14 protein-coding genes are annotated in these 17,185 nt (G+C 58.8%); 12 read left to right on the top strand and 2 right to left on the bottom strand.

What is annotated here, in order from left to right:
- Positions 1-109 precede the first annotated feature (109 nt).
- A complete protein-coding gene (gene ndpC, locus EH199_RS19120; RefSeq protein WP_017181807.1) occupies positions 110-2,134 on the top strand; it encodes a 6-hydroxypseudooxynicotine oxidase in 2,025 nt (674 codons plus the stop codon).
- Positions 2,135-2,176: 42 nt separating this feature from the next.
- On the opposite strand, the gene EH199_RS19115 is transcribed toward ndpC, so the two are convergent.
- A complete protein-coding gene (locus tag EH199_RS19115; protein ID WP_017181808.1) occupies positions 2,177-2,884 on the bottom strand; it encodes a TetR/AcrR family transcriptional regulator in 708 nt (235 codons plus the stop codon).
- A 100-nt stretch (positions 2,885-2,984) separates the two neighbouring features.
- A complete protein-coding gene (locus tag EH199_RS19110) occupies positions 2,985-3,263 on the bottom strand; it encodes a hypothetical protein (RefSeq protein WP_124810772.1) in 279 nt (92 codons plus the stop codon).
- Between the two features lie 820 nt (positions 3,264-4,083).
- On the opposite strand from EH199_RS19110, the gene EH199_RS19105 reads away from it, so the two are divergent.
- The 11 genes from EH199_RS19105 to EH199_RS19055 all read left to right on the top strand — a co-directional run bounded on the left by EH199_RS19105 (position 4,084) and on the right by EH199_RS19055 (position 16,628).
- A complete protein-coding gene (locus EH199_RS19105) occupies positions 4,084-5,223 on the top strand; it encodes a tyramine oxidase subunit B (RefSeq protein WP_086485784.1) in 1,140 nt (379 codons plus the stop codon).
- 51 nt (positions 5,224-5,274) lie between these two features.
- The gene (locus EH199_RS19100) at positions 5,275-5,697 is read left to right on the top strand and encodes a RidA family protein (protein ID WP_017181810.1); all 423 of its coding nucleotides are present in this window, start codon (positions 5,275-5,277) and stop codon (positions 5,695-5,697) included.
- Between the two features lie 57 nt (positions 5,698-5,754).
- A complete protein-coding gene (locus tag EH199_RS19095; RefSeq protein ID WP_223806780.1) occupies positions 5,755-7,056 on the top strand; it encodes an FAD-binding oxidoreductase in 1,302 nt (433 codons plus the stop codon).
- Between the two features lie 104 nt (positions 7,057-7,160).
- Positions 7,161-8,561 carry an aldehyde dehydrogenase family protein gene (locus EH199_RS19090; protein WP_017181812.1) on the top strand — a complete coding sequence of 467 codons (1,401 nt, stop codon included), beginning with the start codon at positions 7,161-7,163 and terminating at the stop codon, positions 8,559-8,561.
- A 39-nt stretch (positions 8,562-8,600) separates the two neighbouring features.
- Positions 8,601-10,070, top strand: a complete 1,470-nt coding sequence (gene ndpB / locus EH199_RS19085) for a (S)-6-hydroxynicotine oxidase NdpB (RefSeq protein WP_037514113.1) — start codon at positions 8,601-8,603, stop codon at positions 10,068-10,070.
- A complete protein-coding gene (locus EH199_RS19080) occupies positions 10,067-10,546 on the top strand; it encodes a cytochrome c family protein (RefSeq protein WP_017181814.1) in 480 nt (159 codons plus the stop codon). The genes ndpB and EH199_RS19080 overlap by 4 nt, the downstream gene beginning before the upstream one ends.
- A 108-nt stretch (positions 10,547-10,654) precedes the next feature.
- Complete coding sequence (locus EH199_RS19075) at positions 10,655-11,275, top strand: flavin reductase family protein (protein WP_017181815.1); 621 nt, start codon at positions 10,655-10,657, stop codon at positions 11,273-11,275.
- A gap of 114 nt (positions 11,276-11,389) precedes the next feature.
- Positions 11,390-11,893 carry a hypothetical protein gene (locus tag EH199_RS19070; protein ID WP_026002165.1) on the top strand — a complete coding sequence of 168 codons (504 nt, stop codon included), beginning with the start codon at positions 11,390-11,392 and terminating at the stop codon, positions 11,891-11,893.
- Between the two features lie 373 nt (positions 11,894-12,266).
- Entirely contained in the window at positions 12,267-13,664 is a 1,398-nt protein-coding gene (locus EH199_RS19065) for an APC family permease (RefSeq protein ID WP_017181817.1), read from the top strand.
- 180 nt (positions 13,665-13,844) lie between these two features.
- A complete protein-coding gene (locus EH199_RS19060) occupies positions 13,845-15,026 on the top strand; it encodes a hypothetical protein (protein ID WP_124810770.1) in 1,182 nt (393 codons plus the stop codon).
- A gap of 144 nt (positions 15,027-15,170) precedes the next feature.
- Positions 15,171-16,628 carry an FAD-binding oxidoreductase gene (locus EH199_RS19055; protein ID WP_051034288.1) on the top strand — a complete coding sequence of 486 codons (1,458 nt, stop codon included), beginning with the start codon at positions 15,171-15,173 and terminating at the stop codon, positions 16,626-16,628.
- The last annotated feature ends 557 nt before the right edge of the window (positions 16,629-17,185 follow it).

Here is a 17,185-nt window from a genome sequence, read left to right as displayed (position 1 = left end):
CCGTTGGCACTATGGTCCCGCGCATCCATCCGGCTCTGGACGAGATGGATGCGCGGCGGCGTCTTCCCGTCATTCCGAAAACTGACTGCGTGATAACGTGGAGTAACAAATGCGCGACCCTCGATACGATATTCTCTTCGAACCGCTGCAGATCGGCCCTGTAAGAACGAAGAACCGGTTCTATGTTGTGCCGCACGCCACCGCGATGGGCATGCCCGCCCTGGATGAGATGATTGCGTTCCGGAAAGCCAGGGCCGAGGGTGGCTGGGGCGTTGTCTGTCTTGAGGAGACGATGATCCACGAAACCTCGGACCACGCACCTTTGCCTGATCCGCGGATGTACAACGACAAATATATCGAGCCGCTATCACGCGTGGTCGCAGCCGTGAAGGAGTATGGCGCGCTCGCAGGTATAGAGCTCGCGCATGCGGGTGCCTCCGGCCCTGCCATCAACCATCGCGAACATCCGCTTTCACCCACCGGCAAGTTCCCACATTATTTCATCAATCCCATCTCGGCGCGAACCATCGACAGGCAGGACATCACAAACTTCCGCCAGTGGTATCGGGACGCGGCGCTGCGTGCCCGCAAGGCCGGCTTCGATATCATTTACGTCTACTGCGCGCACAACCTGTCGCTGCTGCAGGACTTTCTGGATACCAGGACGAACAAGCGCACCGACGAATATGGCGGCGTATTTGAGAATCGCGTCCGCTTGCTCCGGGAGACGCTTTCCGACGTGAAGGACGCGGTGGGGGACACCTGTGCCGTCGCCGTTCGCTTCGCTGTCGAGGATCGGCGTCGGCCTTCGAACATCACCGCACTCGAGGATGGTCGCCGTGTGGTGGAGGCGCTTGCCGATGTGCCTGACCTGTGGGACGTGAACGTCAGCGATTGGGCCTGGGATAGCGGCAGCAGTCGGTTCTTTGAGGAGGGCCAGCAGGAGCCGTTCATCGATTTTGTGAAAAAGGTCACCAACAAGCCGGTTGTTGGCGTCGGCCGCTTCACCTCGCCTGATGCGATGGTAAGTCAGATCAAGCGCGGAGTGCTTGATCTCATCGGGGCCGCGCGCCCTTCGATAGCTGACCCTTTCCTCCCGAACAAGATCGACACGGGCCGTCACGACGACATCCGGGAATGTATCGGCTGCAACGCCTGCACCGCTGAGGTGATGACCTATTCCAGAATCCGTTGCACGCAGAACCCCTCCGCAGGCGAGGAGCATGTGAACGGCTGGCATCCTGAGAATGTGCCGGAGGCGCACGACCCCGACGCATCTATACTCGTAGTGGGCGGCGGCCCGGCTGGCTTGGAGGCAGCCCACACGCTTGCCAAGCGTGGATATCAGGTATCTATCGCGGACGCGGGCAGCGAATGGGGCGGCCGCCTCGTACGCGAGCGGAGGATGCCGCGGCTGAGTGCCTGGGGTCGCGTGGTGGATTACCGCGTCAGTCAGCTACAGACGATGCCGAACGTCAACATGTATCTCGAAAGTCCGCTCAACGCAGACGATATCGTGGGTTTCGGGGCCGACCACATCATCATTGCGACGGGCGCCAAATGGCGCGGCGAAGGCGTGGGACGCCATCACGACGAGCCCATCACGGGGCACGACCTTCCCCATGTGCTTTGCGCGGAGGACATCCTCAACGACAATGTGCCGAGTGGCGGCAGCGTTGTCGTCTACGACGAGGACTATTATTATATGGCGGCCGTTATAGCCGACCGCCTTGCCAAGGCGGGTTGCAAGGTGACCTATGTAACGACGGCCAGCGATCCTTCCCCCTGGACGCACAACACATTGGAACTCGTGCACGTCATCAATTCAATGAATGAAGCCGGGATCGCGATCGTGGTCGGCACAATGATCACATCGATCGACGAAGGTTCGGTGACCGCCAGCCGCCTGCTTGACGGGGCAGAAAGCCGCATCGACGCGGACACAGTTGTCCTGGTTACCGGCCAGATCTCTGACGATGAACTCTATCAGGAGCTAGTCGCGAAGCGCGGGGCGGGCCTCATCCGCTCGGTCGATCGGGTCGGAGACTGCCTCGGCGCTGGCCAAATCGCGCAGGCTACTTACGATGGCAGAAAGGCGGGAATCCGGTTCGGCGAGTTGACTCCAACCGGATGAGCTCGGAACGCTGGCTGGTCTATATGCCCGGCCAGCGTTCGCTTATGGCACGGCCGCCTGGATGCCCGCAGCGAGAAACTCGACCATATGGTCGAGCATCTCGTCCTTGGAAATATGCCTGATCTTACCTTCAGTCAGGTCCTCAATGCGGCCGAGATCGTTCAGCATGAAGAGATATGTCCCCACGAGAAACGCCATGCGCAGGCCGATGGTTCTCTTGGGAATGTCGGGGAGCACCTTCGCCAGCGCATCGACATACCGCTTGACTGAGGCGTCGTAGACCTCCCGCCGCAGTCTCAGCGCATGCTCTTCCGGCTCGGCGTGCAGACGGGCCTGAAGGCGCACGAAGGCGGACCCCGCCTCTCCGCTGTACTTCAGATCCCATTGTGGTTGAAGATAAGCGCGGACGATCGCCTTGACCGTTAACGGTTTTCCTCCTTCAAGAAGCTGATCCAGCAGAACGTGACGGCGTCCGGACAACAATCCGCCGCGACGACGATAAACCTCATCGAACAGCTGCTGCTTGCTCTCGAAATAATAGCGGATCAACCCCTGGTTAACGCCCGCCCGCTCGGCGATATCGCGGATGCTGATGCCCGCATAGCCCCCTTCTGCGAAGGCGATCTCCGCCTTGTTGAGGATCGTCTCGCGATGGTTGCCGTCCTTCCTTGGCCGACCAGGCTTACGCCGCCTTTCTGTAGCTTCCGTCTTTTTTTCCGGAGCGGCCGCGGCCTGCGCTTCAGCTTCCATTCTCACCGCTTCCAACATCAAGATTTCTGAATCGCATGGGCAAGTACCAGGCTTGCGAGAAGCCGAGCTCGTCCACGTCCTTGGATAACGTCACGTCCAGTCACTGAATAATATCTCCGCGATTTCGCCGATGGTCAATTTGCCTGTCCATTGTTGGAATGGACAGGTGGGGTAGCATCTGCGCATACGCCGCCAGAACCATAGCATTGATGTTGTAACGACCGACGAGGAAGGTGGGCAGCGGCGGGCGCACTCGCGCCGAAGCTAACGCACGACGCCCGGTCGGTATCGTTTCGCGGCTGCGGCGTGCAGCAGCTGTTCCCGCCCTCGTCGTCACATTCCAACTCGCTACGGTCTTTCCGATGCGATGGGCCTTCAACCGCCACCTCCTATGCTGCCCAGACGCGCGTTAATTCTACACCTGCAATATTACAAGATGAAACTCTTTACTATCTCGCCGTTTAGCCCGAGCCGCCAACGTTATATTCTCGATTTTGTTGCGCGCAACCGGCAGGATATCATGTCGTGGTAGTGCTCGACCTTGAGGCGACCTGGGCAGTAAGCCGGGCGTGATGCACGGAGCAAGGTGGCCGCCATGGCCCCATTGCGAAGCAGTCGGAGGCATCGAGTGGCGTAAATAACGGTAGAAATCTGCACTTGCGATCGATCAACTGGCCTTCGCTCAGCATCCGTCGATCTCCTTCGCCCCTCGCGCATGGCTCCAGATGATCGCCGAAACGACGCATCGACTATCCGCCCAGGAAAGCCCTACGACAACAAAAACAAACCGCTCGAAACGAGGTATATGCGCCCTGCCCTTTCGACCGAGCAGAGCCGCCTTTCTTGACTTGACCAATAATTTTGCATCTGTAGAATTAATCCGGAAATCTGAGAGAGTCTAGCGCGAGATATCCCTGCCTGAAATAACATCGTTCGGATGAACTTACCCGGGAAAGCTCAGCGCATATGTGGAGCCCGTCTGGTCGAAAATCAGCTGAGCAGATTTGATCGGCACGGAAAGCCAGGCTCTCTTAATATAGGACTAAAGGCATGTTCGCAGTATCCGGCGATCGAGCGTGGAGAAGCAGTCTGGCCGGGTAGATACCGGCTCGGAGAACCGACGCAGGGACACTGTTCAAACCGACGACGACCCGATCTTTTTATTATTGACTTGAAGAATATTCTGGAGAGAAGATTCAATGGCCAGCCCGGCAAAGATAGATTTTGTTTATTTATCCGAGAGCGACATGATCGCAGCGGGTGTGACCGACATGCCGACCTGCGTCGATACGATGGAGGAGATGTTCGGGCTCTTGTGGCACGGCGACTATCGCATGGCGGGTGCCAATAATGACTCCCATGGCGCGATGGTGTTGTTTCCAAAGGAGTCTCCTTTCCCCGACATGCCGAAGGCGACTGCCGACCGCCGCTTCATGGCCATGCCCGCCTATCTTGGCGGTCGCTTCCGTACAGCCGGCGTCAAATGGTATGGATCGAACGTTGAAAATCGTGAGAAAGGCCTGCCGCGGTCTATCCTGATGTTCGTGCTCAATGACGCAGACACGGGTGCGCCTCTTGCCTTCATGTCCGCCAATCTCCTGTCAGCGTACAGGACCGGCGCCATTCCCGGCGTCGGGGCTCGCCATCTGGCGCGTCGGGACTCCAAAGTGGTCGGCCTTGTCGGCCCCGGCGTCATGGGTAAGACCACGCTCATGGCTCTGTGCGCCGTTTGTCCCGACATCGACACGATCAAGATCAAAGGGCGCGGCAAATCCAGTATCGATAGCTTCCTCGCCTGGCTCAAATCCGACATGCCCCAGATCGCGAACATCGAGGTGGTCGATACGATCGAGGCGGCGGTTCGCGAATCCGACATCGTCACCTACTGCAACACCGGTCTGTCCGGCGACCCATCGACCTATCCTCTTGTCAAACGTGAATGGGTCAAGCCCGGCGCTTTCCTGGCTATGCCATCCAGCTGTGAGATCGACAGTGACATGGAAGCTCCGGAAGTTCGTAAGGTCGTGGACAATACTGGTCTCTATGAAGCCTGGTTTGAAGAATTGCCAAAGCCTGCACACAATGTGGTGCCCGTCATTGGCGTAAAGTTCATGGACATGATCGCCGAAGGCCGAATGGCCAAAGAGGATCTCGAGGATTTGGGTCGCATCGTCGCTGGAGAGGCGCCGGGCCGGACGAATGATGAGGAGATCATCATCATGTCGGTAGGCGGAATGCCGGTTGAGGACGTCGCCTGGGGCACAATCATCTATCGAAACGCCATCGAACGCAACATCGGGCAAACCCTGAACCTTTGGGAAACGCCCGTTCTGCGCTGATGCATAATCCGTATTCGGCCAGATCGGCCGCGCTACTTAGTCGGAGGACAAATGGTTAATGTCGTAAAACTCAAGACAGGCTCAAGATATGAGGATCTGGCGAGCTATTCGCGACTGGTAGCGGTCGATAACTTGATATTCGTTTCCAACACCGCGGGCCGCAATCCTCAAACGCAGGAGATACCGGACGATGTCACCCAACAGACCGAACAGGTGATAGCCAACATCGAGCGCGCGCTTGGCGAGGTCGGAGCAAGCCTTGGCGACGTGGTTGCGTCCCGCATTTTCATCCAGGACCCGGCCGACGTACCAGCGGTCATGGCCAAGGTAGGGGAACGTTTCCGCGGCGTCGATCCGGCGATGACATTGACGTGTCCTCCACTTAGTTCGAACGTGTACAAGGTCGAGATCGAAGTGACCGCATTCCGGGGCGCTTCGAAGGGTAAGGTGGAAACCCGACGACTGTCGATCTGACCCACGTCGTCGTCGCTCCATCGGCGGCGGGTATATATATGTATGAAGGATAGCCAGGTGGAATCGCCAACCGCATCCATAACAACTAGCGACAGGCTTCCGCGATCCGCTTCCGTGGTCATTATCGGGGGTGGGATCGTTGGGCTGACAGCGGCGCTCACGCTCAGCGAGCGCGGTGTTCAGGTGGTTGTCCTGGAAAAGGGGTCGGTAGCGGGGGAGCAGTCGTCCCGTAACCAGGGCTGGATTCGCAAGACCAGTCGCGCTCCGGCCGACGTGCCGCTGGCTGCCGCTTCAGACCGGCTTTGGGCTGGATTGGCAGAGCGGGTCGGTTCCGATGTAGGCTATCGGCAGGCCGGCATTCTCTTTCTCGCTAAAAGCGAGGCGGAAATGCATGTCCACGAGAAATGGCTACAATCCGTCGAGCAGTGCGATCTGGATTCTCGTCTGCTCACCCTGCGGGATATCGATCACCTCGTTCCTGGCGGACGCGGCGACTGGGCTGGGGGCATCTATACGCCGTCGGACGGGCGTGCCGAGCCCTCGCTAGCCGCCTACGCGATCGCGCGCGCCGCACGCGCCAAGGGGGCGATCATACTCGAAAACTGTGCGGTGCGCTCGCTCGTCCTTTCTGGCAGTCGTGTCACGGGTGCAGTGACAGAGCATGGCGAGATCCGCAGCGATGCCGTTTTGCTGGCGGGCGGCCTGTGGTCGCGGCGCTTCCTGGGTAATCTGGGCGTCGATCTTCCGACTTTGCCGCTTACTGTGTCGGTGGCCCGCACCGCTCCGATGGAGGGGCCGACCGAGATTGCCGTGGGAGGGCCGGACTTTTCCTTTCGGAAACATGCGGATGGCGGCTTTATCGTAACCCAGCGCAGTGCCGTAAAGGCGCCGATCACGCTTGACCATCTCTTGATCGGCCAACGATATATTTCCTCCCTGAAGACCCAAGGGCGGTATCTTCGAGTGTCGATCGGGCGCGAATTCTTTCAGGATCTGGCCCTTCCTCGCCGCTGGAAACCTGATGCCCGTTCACCCTTTGAGCGTGTCCGAACAAAAGATCCGGCGATCGATCAACGCGCAATCGGTGAAGCTTTCGCTGCTCTGAGCGCAGCCTGGCCCGTATTCGAGCAGGCCGAAATCGTCCAGACGTGGGCAGGAACCGTGGATGTCACCCCGGACTCAACGCCAGTCATCGATCACGTGAGCAGCATCCCCGGGCTGACCGTCTGCACGGGCTTTTCAGGTCATGGCTTCGGAACCTCGCCTACGGCGGGTGAACTGGCGGCCGACCTGATAACGGGCGCCGACCCCATAATAGATCCGTCACCTTATCGGTTCAGGCGGTTCGCAGCATCTTAGCAATCGGTCCATCCGAAACGATTAGCGGGTCGGCTTCCGCAAAATCAGGCCGAAGATCATAAAGACCACTTGTTGGACCCACTATCGAGAGGACAGGAGCCGCAATGAACGCCTACAAAATGCTCATAGATGGTCAGCTGGTGGATGGTGCGCGCATCATCCCGGTCATAGATCCTTCGACGGGCGAACCGTTCGCCCAGGCCCACGCCGCCGATGGGGCGCAGATCGACGAAGCGGTCGCATCTGCGGCGCGTGCGTTCCCGGCATGGGCGGCGGCACCTTGGGAAACGCGCCGTGCGTGCCTGCTGGAGTTCGCGCAGCGCCTCGAAAACGAGACGGATAGCTTTACGCACCTCCTTATCAGGGAGCAGGGCAAACCCTATGGCGAAGCCCGTTTCGAGGTCGAGGCAACGATCCGCGGCATCCGTTTCTATGCGAATGTCGAGCTGAAGGCCGAGACGCGAACCCACCCCACGGGCGATTATGAGGTCGAGCGCCGCCCGCTTGGTGTCGTGGCCGGTATTACGCCGTGGAATTTCCCGATGATCCTGGCGAGCAACAAATATGCGCCCGCTCTCATTACCGGAAACACGATCGTCCTCAAACCTGCGGCGACCACGCCTCTGACAACCCTGGAACTGGGCCGTCTGGCCGCCGACATTTTCCCCCGTGGCGTGTTCAATATCGTTGCTGACAACAACGACCTTGGTGCGCGCCTGGCCGGGCACCCGGACATCGCCAAGGTTTCGTTCACCGGCTCCACGAACACCGGCAAGGCCGTTCTGAGAAGCGCTGCGGACGATATGAAGCGCGTTACTCTCGAACTAGGCGGCAACGATCCCGCCATCGTGCTGGCGGATGCTAATGTCGAGGCGGCGGCCCGGGGCCTCGCTGCCACCGCCTTCCTCAATGCCGGCCAGGTATGCGCAGCGCCCAAGCGCCTCTATGTCGCCGACCAGATATATGATGATTTCAGGGAGCGGTTCGTGACCGCCACACGCGAAATCAGGATGGGGGCTGGCGACGAGGACGGCGTAACGCTCGGGCCTGTTCAGAACCGCATGCAGTTCGACAAGGTGCGCGGCATGATCGAAGAGGCAGCAGCATCCGGCACGGTACTGACCGGCGGCCACGTCGCCAATCGACCAGGCTTTTTCATCGAGCCGACCATCATTGCCGATCTCGACGATCAGGCTCCGCTGGTTACCGACGAACAATTCGGCCCCGTCGTGCCGCTACTGCGCTTTACGGATGAGGCGGACGCGATCGCGCGTGCCAACGAGGGCGCTTTTGGATTGGGCGCCTCCATCTGGACGCGGGACATCGATCGCGCGCGGCAGCTTGCTCGCGGCATCACGGCGGGCAGCGTTTGGATCAACCAGCACATCGCCATCCATCCCGATATCCCGTTTGGGGGCGTAAAGCAGTCCGGTCTTGGTTCGGAAGGCGGGATTGAGGGGGTGTACGAATACACCCGATTACAAGTGATCAATGCCGCAGGATAGCATTCGCGATAGCGGCACCGGAAGCCAAAGAGGAGCAGCATGACTACGCATCAGGACAATGACGAGCCAATGGACGATCGACACTTGGATCGGCGATCGCTGATGAAATTCGGCGCCGCGGCTGCGGGCTCAATCGCGCTGGTCAGCTGCGCCAAGGAAAACCCGAACCGGGAAGCGCGTGACGGCAAGGACGAAGGTCCCTACGATGTCGTGGTCGTTGGTGCTGGTTACGCCGGTGTCACCGCCGCCCGCGAACTGGCTGCCCAGGGTTGGCGAGTAGTGGTCCTCGAAGCGCGTCCGCGCATTGGTGGCCGTACCTTCACAAGTAAATTCCTTGGTCGCCAGATCGAATTGGGCGGCTCGTCGGTGCACTGGTTACAGCCGCATGTCTTCGCCGAGATGCAGCGTTACGGCTTCGGCTTCCAGGAAGTGCCGCTGCGCAACCTGGACAAGGCCTATGTGATGACTGCCGATGGCAAGGTGCACGATGTGCCACCGGCACGTTTTGACGCTGGCTACGACGACGCGTTCAAGAAGTTCTGCGAAGGCGCCAGGACCCTTTTCCCGCAACCCTTCTCGCCCTTCGCCAACCCGGAGGTTGCCAAGCTGGACGAGATTTCAGGCGCCGCGAGGATGGCAAAGCTCGACCTTGACCCTATCCAGCGCGCGTCGCTGAACGCGGAGCTGGTGCTCTACGCGGGATCCCCCACAAACACGTTCAGCGCCATGAGCTTCGTGAAGCTGGCCGCACTCGCGGCCTGGGATCCATATACCTTCACAGACTCAGAAAAGCACTGGCACATCGCCAACGGCGGCACTGCCGCACTCGCGAAAGCGATCCTCGACGACAGCAAGGCCGACGTCAGGCTCGGCACCGTAGTCAAGCAGGTGGAGACCACCGCGACAGGCGTCACGCTGCGTACTGCCGATGGACAGACGGTCGAGGCGAAAGCGGTGCTTTTCACGTTGCCGACCCAGGTCTATCCGGACATAGAATTCAAGCCGGGCCTCTCCGCAGAGAAGCGCGCATTCATCAAGAACGGGGACATCTGCGACGGCGCGACGATGTATATGCGCATCAAGCAGAATATCGGCAACACCTTCGCCTTCTGCGACGATCCCAATCCCCTGAACGCCATCCAGACCGAGGAGTCTGACGACACGGTGGGTACGATCCTGAAGGCGACCCTTGGCCGCCAATCCCTCCTCGACATCAACGACCAGGACGCCGTCAACGCCGAACTGCGCAAGATCCATCCGACTGCGGAGATCACCGACATCGCACCCTATAACTGGGTCAAGGACCCGTTTTCCAAGCAGGCGTGGCCTGCCTACCGGGCGGGATGGTTCAAGAAGTATAAGGACATGGCGAAGCCGGAAGGCCGCATGTTCTTCGCAGGTTCCGGGACGGCGGACGGCTGGCACGCCTATATCGACGGCGCTGTCGAAAGTGGTATTCGTGCGTGCCGTGAGGTGACGCAGTTGCTCGAGAAGGGAAACCAACAATGATCAACCGGTTGTTGAGGTACCGCCGTTTGACGGCATGCGCGACGTTGTGCCTCGGCGCGCTCGCTGCATGCTCGAACCCGACGGCCGACGGAAACAAGCAGGACGGAAACACCGCCCCCGCACCAGCCGCCTCGGCGGACTATTCCGCCCTGGCGAGCAATCCTGCGGAGGTCGAGGCCGGGAAGAAGGTTTTCAGCAATTGCGCCGTTTGCCACTCCGCAGAGGCGGGGGCGCCGTCTCCGGCCGGTCCCACCCTCGCCGGGGTGCTTGGCCGCAAGATCGGTGGCGCGGCAGGCTATCCATACTCCCAGGCTTTGGCAAAGGCTGAGGGGGATTGGACGCCCGAGAAGCTTGACACTTTCCTGAAGAACCCGATGGAGGCTTATCCGGGCACCGCCATGGCGTTCGGAGGCCTGGCCAAGGGTTCCGATCGAAAGGCCGTGGTCGCTTATCTGGCGGGCACCGGCTCGAAATAGGGCGAGCCATTCCGCTCCCGTTGGGCCAAGTCCCGACCGGAGCGGATTTGCGCGTCGGACTGCGCGCGACACCGGCGACCCATCTCATCCGACGAAACGGACCAGCACATGCACGACACGCATTTCTACGAACCTCGTGCCGGACATGGCCTGACTCGGGATCCGTTGCGCGCCATCCTTGGCCCCCGGCCGATCGGCTGGATATCGAGCCGATCGGCTGCGGGAGTGGCCAATCTTGCGCCGTACAGCTTCTTCTCGATGCTCTGTGACAAGCCGCCGATCATTGGCTTCTCGAGCATCGGCGAGAAGGACTCATTGGCCAACATCCGCGAAACGGGGGTTTTCGCCTGCAACCTCGTCACGCGGCGCCATGCCGAGGCGATGAACATCAGCTCGCGACCCGCGCCACCGGGCATCGATGAATTTGAAGAGGCGGGCCTTAAGTCGGCCGATTGCACGATCATCGACTGCCCGCGCGTTGCGGAAACTCCGGTGGCTTTGGAGTGCCGCCTGATCGACATCAGGGGGCTGACCGATGCCGCGGGTAGCCGTACCTCGGCCTGGTTGACCCTTGGCGAGATCGTCGGCGTACACATCGATCGCACGCTTCTGCGGGACGGGCTGTTCGACACCGCTTCTGCCGGGATCGTGTTGAGGGCCGGCTATGCCGCCGACTATTTTGAGATCGGCTCGACAGCCGCCTTCACCATGAAGCGCCCTGCGGGTTAGAAGAGATTTTTGGTCCCTGTGCAGGATGGTGACACGTTGACAAAGGCACAACCGGCATTATTATCCGAACGCCTAATAACTACTGTATCCACCAATCATCATCGGGGAGATCTTATGGCTCTCAACTTCAAAGCGGGCTTGACCCTATTATCCGCCCTTTGCCTCGCACCAGTCGGCGCCATGGCGCATGACATGGGCACCACTAATTCGGAGGCGGAAATCACGGAAGGACTCCGCGCGTTCTTCGCTAGTCAGGACAAAGCAAATCGGGATGGTCTGTCGACCACCGAGTTGGTCAAGCGCTTCTATGCTGAAGACGTGATCATCACGGGTGAAGGGGATGCCGTTCCCAGGCGCGGTATCAAAGATGCCGTCACCGCGCTTGACGATTGGTTCGCTTATCTGGGTCCGAATGGAAACAAGGGCTGCGAATTTAGTGTGCAAGACTCGCTTGTGGCATCGGGCGACCTTGCTTCGGTATTCGCCGTGCTGAAATGCAAGCCGACTCCCAAGACCAAAAAGGAAGAGACGATCCGTCAGCTCTTCGTGCTGAAGCGTTCGCCGCTCGGTTGGCGCGTAGTGCGCGAAATGTGGCAGGCTGGTGACTTCGGAAAATAGCTTTATGTTCCCCACCAGTCTTCCTGGTATTGCATAACTTTGCCCCGGCTTGCACCTTCGTGAAGGCGCAAGACCGGGGCTATTCTTATTAAATCAGGCCAGTTCCTGGCAGACCGCATCGGCGAACAAAGTTAGCCAGGAACGTCCATTCGCGCTTCCTTTTCCACGCATGTTACAGGTTCAAGTTTGGCGATTGCATTTATGCAGATGAATAATTATGGTCGCGGCACTTGCGCTCTATTGCCAACGGTCACCGTCAACCATCCGGTGCCATGCGAGACGAAAAGAATTTCGGGAGATTGGGATGACACAAACCATAGTTGACACTGCATCAATAGCCGTCCCTCCTCCCCGTGGAGCCGAGCCCGTTGCGTTGCCGCGCACGCTCAGCACATTCAGGCTAGCCGTATTTGTCATTGCTGCGGTCGCGCCTCTAGCCTGCGTGATCGGTGTTTTGCCGGTTGCGCTTGTGTTCGGCAGCGGGACTGCCCTGCCGCTGGCCTTCGTCATCGCCACGGTGGTTACAGCGCTATTCGCTGTAGGCTATTCGGCGATCAGCCGCGAGGTTTTGGTGGGTGGCGCCTTCTATGCCTATATCGCGCGCGGTCTGGGATCAGTGGTGGGTATGGGCGCGGCGTGCGTGGCCGTGGTTTCCTACACGATGTTTGTGCCTGGCGGCTTCAGTTACCTGGGTTTTATCATGCATACCACGGTGCAGACTTTGCTGGGCTATGACTTGCACTGGGTAACCTATTCCTTGGCAGCTTGGGTCATCGTCGGCTTATTCGGTCTGCGCAAGATTGATTTCAGCGCTCGCGCCGTGCTGATCGTAATCCTTATCGAATTCATTCTCCTGCTGTTCTTCGATGCCGCCCTTGTCGACAAGCTCGGCACAAGCGCATTTCCAATACAGTCATTGGATATCGGTGGCCTCGCCAGTGGTGCGCCGGGCGTCGCGATCCTGCTCGCCTTTACATGCTACTTCGGAATCGAATCCGCGGCACTTTTTTCGGAGGAGGCCAAGTCTCCACAAAAGTCTGTTGCGCGGGCGACCTATCTCGCGATCGGCGCCATTGGTGTCTTCTATTTCGTGACGTCGTGGATCACCGTTGGCGGGGTGGGACCTGATAACATCAAGGGCATACCGGAGTCCGACGTCGGCCTCATCTACTTCAAGCTCAGCGACAAATTCATCAGCGGCGGATTCACCACGATCATGCAGGTCGCGGTCATCACCAGCATGTTCGCTACCGTATTGTCGATGCACAACGTGGCTGCCCGCTACATGTTTGTGCTTGGCCGCCAAGGTTGCCTTCCGCTCGTGCTCGGCCGTGCGCATCCCGTTCATGGTTCACCGACCATGGCCAGTCTGACCGTATCGGGCATCTCGCTCATAGTCATCGTTGGAGCCGCATATCTTGGCCTGCACCCGATGCTGGGACTTGGACTGGTGGCGCTCGGCTTCGCCGCGGCTGGGGTCATGTTCATGCAGGCGCTGACCAGCCTTGCGGTCATCTCCTACTTCCGGGACCATCCGCAACGTAAGCTCTGGCAGCACGTGATCGCACCCGCACTGGCGTTTATCGGCCTGCTGGGCGCGCTATACTTTGCCTTTGAAAACTTCGAGTATCTCAGCGGGAGCAGCAACCCTGTCGTTAATCGGATCCCTATCGGTATTCCGGTGGCGATGGTTGTCGGCATCGGCTTCGCGCTCTGGCTTCGTCGCTATCGGCCATCGCGTTTCGCAGCCATTCTTCAGGACCATCCCTGAAGCGTCCTGGTGTGGAAAGATACGGGCGCGTGGCCCGATAGGCCGATAAATATTCGATTGATGAATTATTCTTGTTGGCCTCGTGGCCTGTGATAAGCTCCCCGCCTGCGGTCCTTTTGCATCGAGGGCATCATCGAACGACCTCACCCTGCGAGCAGGCTGTCATCAGGAGATTAGAGAGTGAAGAGCGGACTTGGTGCACACCCTCGAATTACGTTGGCGATAGCGTGTACCCTCTATGGTCTATCACTCGTTCTGATCGATGTGGCGCCATTTTTTGTGGGCATGTACAACGACACGCTGCGTATCAGCCTAAGCCAGGCGGGCTTTGTTCAAACCATCGACCAGGCCGGCGGCGTCGTGGGAGCCGTACTCGGCTTCATCTTGATGCCACGCGCGCCGTGGCGGTTGCTTATATTGGGCGCTTCCCTGGCGGCAACCGTCGCCAACGCGCTGACCGGCATGGCGGACAGTTACTTACTGCTCTGCTCGGTGCGGTTCGCATCAGGATTGAGCGTGGTGCTTTTGACGACCGTGTGCGCATGCATCATGGCTCGAGCGACCGTTCCGGATCGCGCGTTCGGCGCCGGAATGGCCATCTCCCTGTTGCTGTCGGCCGCCGCAATCTGGCTGCTTGACGCCTTGCGTGAGTATATCGGCTACGGCGCCGCTCTTTCATCGGGCGCGCTCTGGCTGGGTGCCGCGGTGTTTCTATCGCTGCTGCTTCCCGCCGACCTGCGCGGTGGCACGGTTGATCTGGGGAGCCGTGATGGAGAAGGCACCCGGCTTGGCGCCATAGCGTTCGGAAAGATCGCGTTGGTGGGCTTGCTACTGTTCGCCGTGGGGGCAAACGTGGTTTCCGGATTTACGGAACGGGTCGGCCTCGCCAATGGTCTTAATCCGGCCCAGGTCGCGAATGCCGCCGCGTTCAGCTACATCTTGTCGATAGTGGCCGTCCTGATCCCGACTGCTGTCGGCGTGATCGGAGGCCGACTCAAGTGGATCGCCTTTACTACCCTGTTATTCTTCGGCGCGATTTGGGCGCTGTACGAGTCGACGACAACTTTCTCCTACACGATAGCATTCGCAGCATACCTATCCGCCTGGGGTTTGGGCCTGACCTATTATATGTCACTCGTTGCGGACAATGATCCAGATGAAAAGTTCACCCGCATGATCTATATCATCAACGTAGCTGCGCAGGCCATAGGCCCTGCCATCGGTGCGATGTTGGTCGCGAAAGGTTCGCTGAGCATCGTCCTTCTTGCCGCGCCCTTCCCCGCCGCAGCTGCCCTTGTGATAATTGCGGTATATGCAGCCCGAAGGCCCCACGAAGCGGCGCGGGTGCCTGCTGCCTCCTGAACCATGGCTTGCGTCGCCACTTCAGGGTGGCGCGTTTGTAAAGCGATCGGTCGGGTCGGACCGGATGTCAGGATTTGAAGCCCTCATAGCGCTGCGCCAAGGACGATGCGATGTCGGCCTGGCTTAATAGTTGGAGTTGGTAGGATGCACAATCAAACTCCCGGGCCTGGCCATGATGTGCCGTACCCGGCGTCGGGCACGAACGAGCGAGCAAAGCCCTCGTCGCCCCCGCACGCAGGCAAGTCCTTCTGGATTCGGGATTATGGAAATTACACCGCGAATCCGGACCTGGCTGCCGATCTGCGATGCGACATTCTCGTAATAGGCGGCGGCATCGCCGGACTTTCATCGGCCTGGCACTGTGCGAAGGACGGTCTGGGCTCGGTGGTCGTGATCGAAAGCGAAATCATCGGTTTCGGCGCCAGCGGACGAGCCGCTGGCTGGCTCATGCCACAGTTTGGCATGAGCCAGTTGGCCATACACAAGAAATACGGGGTGGAACGATCTGCGGCGGCCTTTGCATATTGTCGTCGCGCGACCGCTTACACTCGCCAGATTATCGAACAAAATGGTCTGGACAGTGATTATCGTGCTCCTGGACTGATGCGTGTCGCTTTTGATGATCGATGGATCGATGATCTCCACGATCTGTACTCCGCTCACCAAAAGGTGGGCGTTGATACGATATCCTGGCTTGATGCCCGTCAGGTGCAGGCTAGTTACAACGGAAATACCCACTTTAAGGCTGCAATCGCAGACACTGATCTAGGTCTGCTGAATCCCTGCAAACAAGTGCGTGAACTAAAGCGCATTGCGGAGGCAGCAGGGGTTACGGTGTATGAAAACACGCCAGCGACTCATCTGGAGCGGACGCCCAGCGGGGTGCGAGTGTCGACGCCGGGGGGAAGAATCTTTGCGAGCAAGGTCGTACTGGCGACCAATGCATTCACGCACCAGCTACAAGGTCCACTCGGCAGGGAACTCGACCGGTATCAAGCTCCGGTATTCGCGCGCGGCGCGGTGACCGAGCGCTTGTCCGACGAGCAATGGGCGTCGATTGGCTGGAAACAGGGCAACGCGATTGAAAGCTCACTCGATCTGTTCCACTATATGGCACCCACTGCGGACAAGCGCATCCAGTTCTACTTCATCTATTATGGCGGCCATCCGACGCGAACCGAGATGGAGCCAACCGTCGATGCCAAGGGGGGCCAGGTGTCGCTTGCTCACTTGAAGGCTATCTTTCCTGCGCTAAAAGATGTCAGGCTGGCACATAACTGGGGTGGACACATGTCGGGGACGCGCGACCTGGTGCCTCACCTCACGAATGTCGGTGACGAGCGCGTGATCTATATCGGCGGGTGCTGGGGCCATGGGCTCGCCATCAGCCATTTACATGGTCAGACTGTCGCAGACATGCTCGCCGGTCGCCGTAGTGATCTAACCGATTTTTGGATCGTCAACCGCAAGCCGCAGAGGTGGCCCGCTTGGCCGCTTGATTATCTCGGGAAGCAAGCGGCTTGGTCACTCATGAAGCGAAAGGTACGCAAGCAGCTTCGTGGTTCCATTTTCGATGATCCGGAGGGCGGTTTTCTAGAATGAAAATCACCGGGCGACCCCCGCGTACGAAGGCAGTCGAAGATCATCACACTGGACGCCCACTTCGCCTACCATCTTGATCCATAGCTGCTCCTCGAAGCTTCGTGGATCGAAATCTCAGTTCGTGGATATTCTCGCAAGATCATTCTTATGTGTCCTGTCAATAATAATGAGTGAAATATTCCATGAAAGGTCAAGTTATAATTGATGAATCTGTTGTTCGAGATATGGAACGACTTCTTACTGGTCAAACAGACGAAGCGTTGAATTACAGATTCGGGATTAGCTACAACACGTGGCGTAAGATTAAAATAGGTAAGCCGGTTAGGAATTCGCTGGCCGATCGACTGCAGTCTCGTCTTGCTCAATTGAATAGGTTTTCCCATACTGATGACGTCTGATTGAAACCTTATCAAGCTTTAGAGTATCTATGTGTTGATTTCCGCTGAGAGTTGACCCGGGAGGGGCATAAATTTCCACTGAGAATTGACCCATGTTTTGATCGTTCCCCTGGCTGATTTGTCGGGGGATCCAGGAGTGATCGACATGGCGTTATTGAG

Source organism: Novosphingobium sp. LASN5T (genome assembly GCF_003856955.1).
Taxonomy (GTDB): Bacteria; Pseudomonadota; Alphaproteobacteria; order Sphingomonadales; family Sphingomonadaceae; genus Novosphingobium.
Note: the sequence above shows the minus strand (reverse complement) of the source record. Positions and strands in the feature narration are given on the sequence as shown.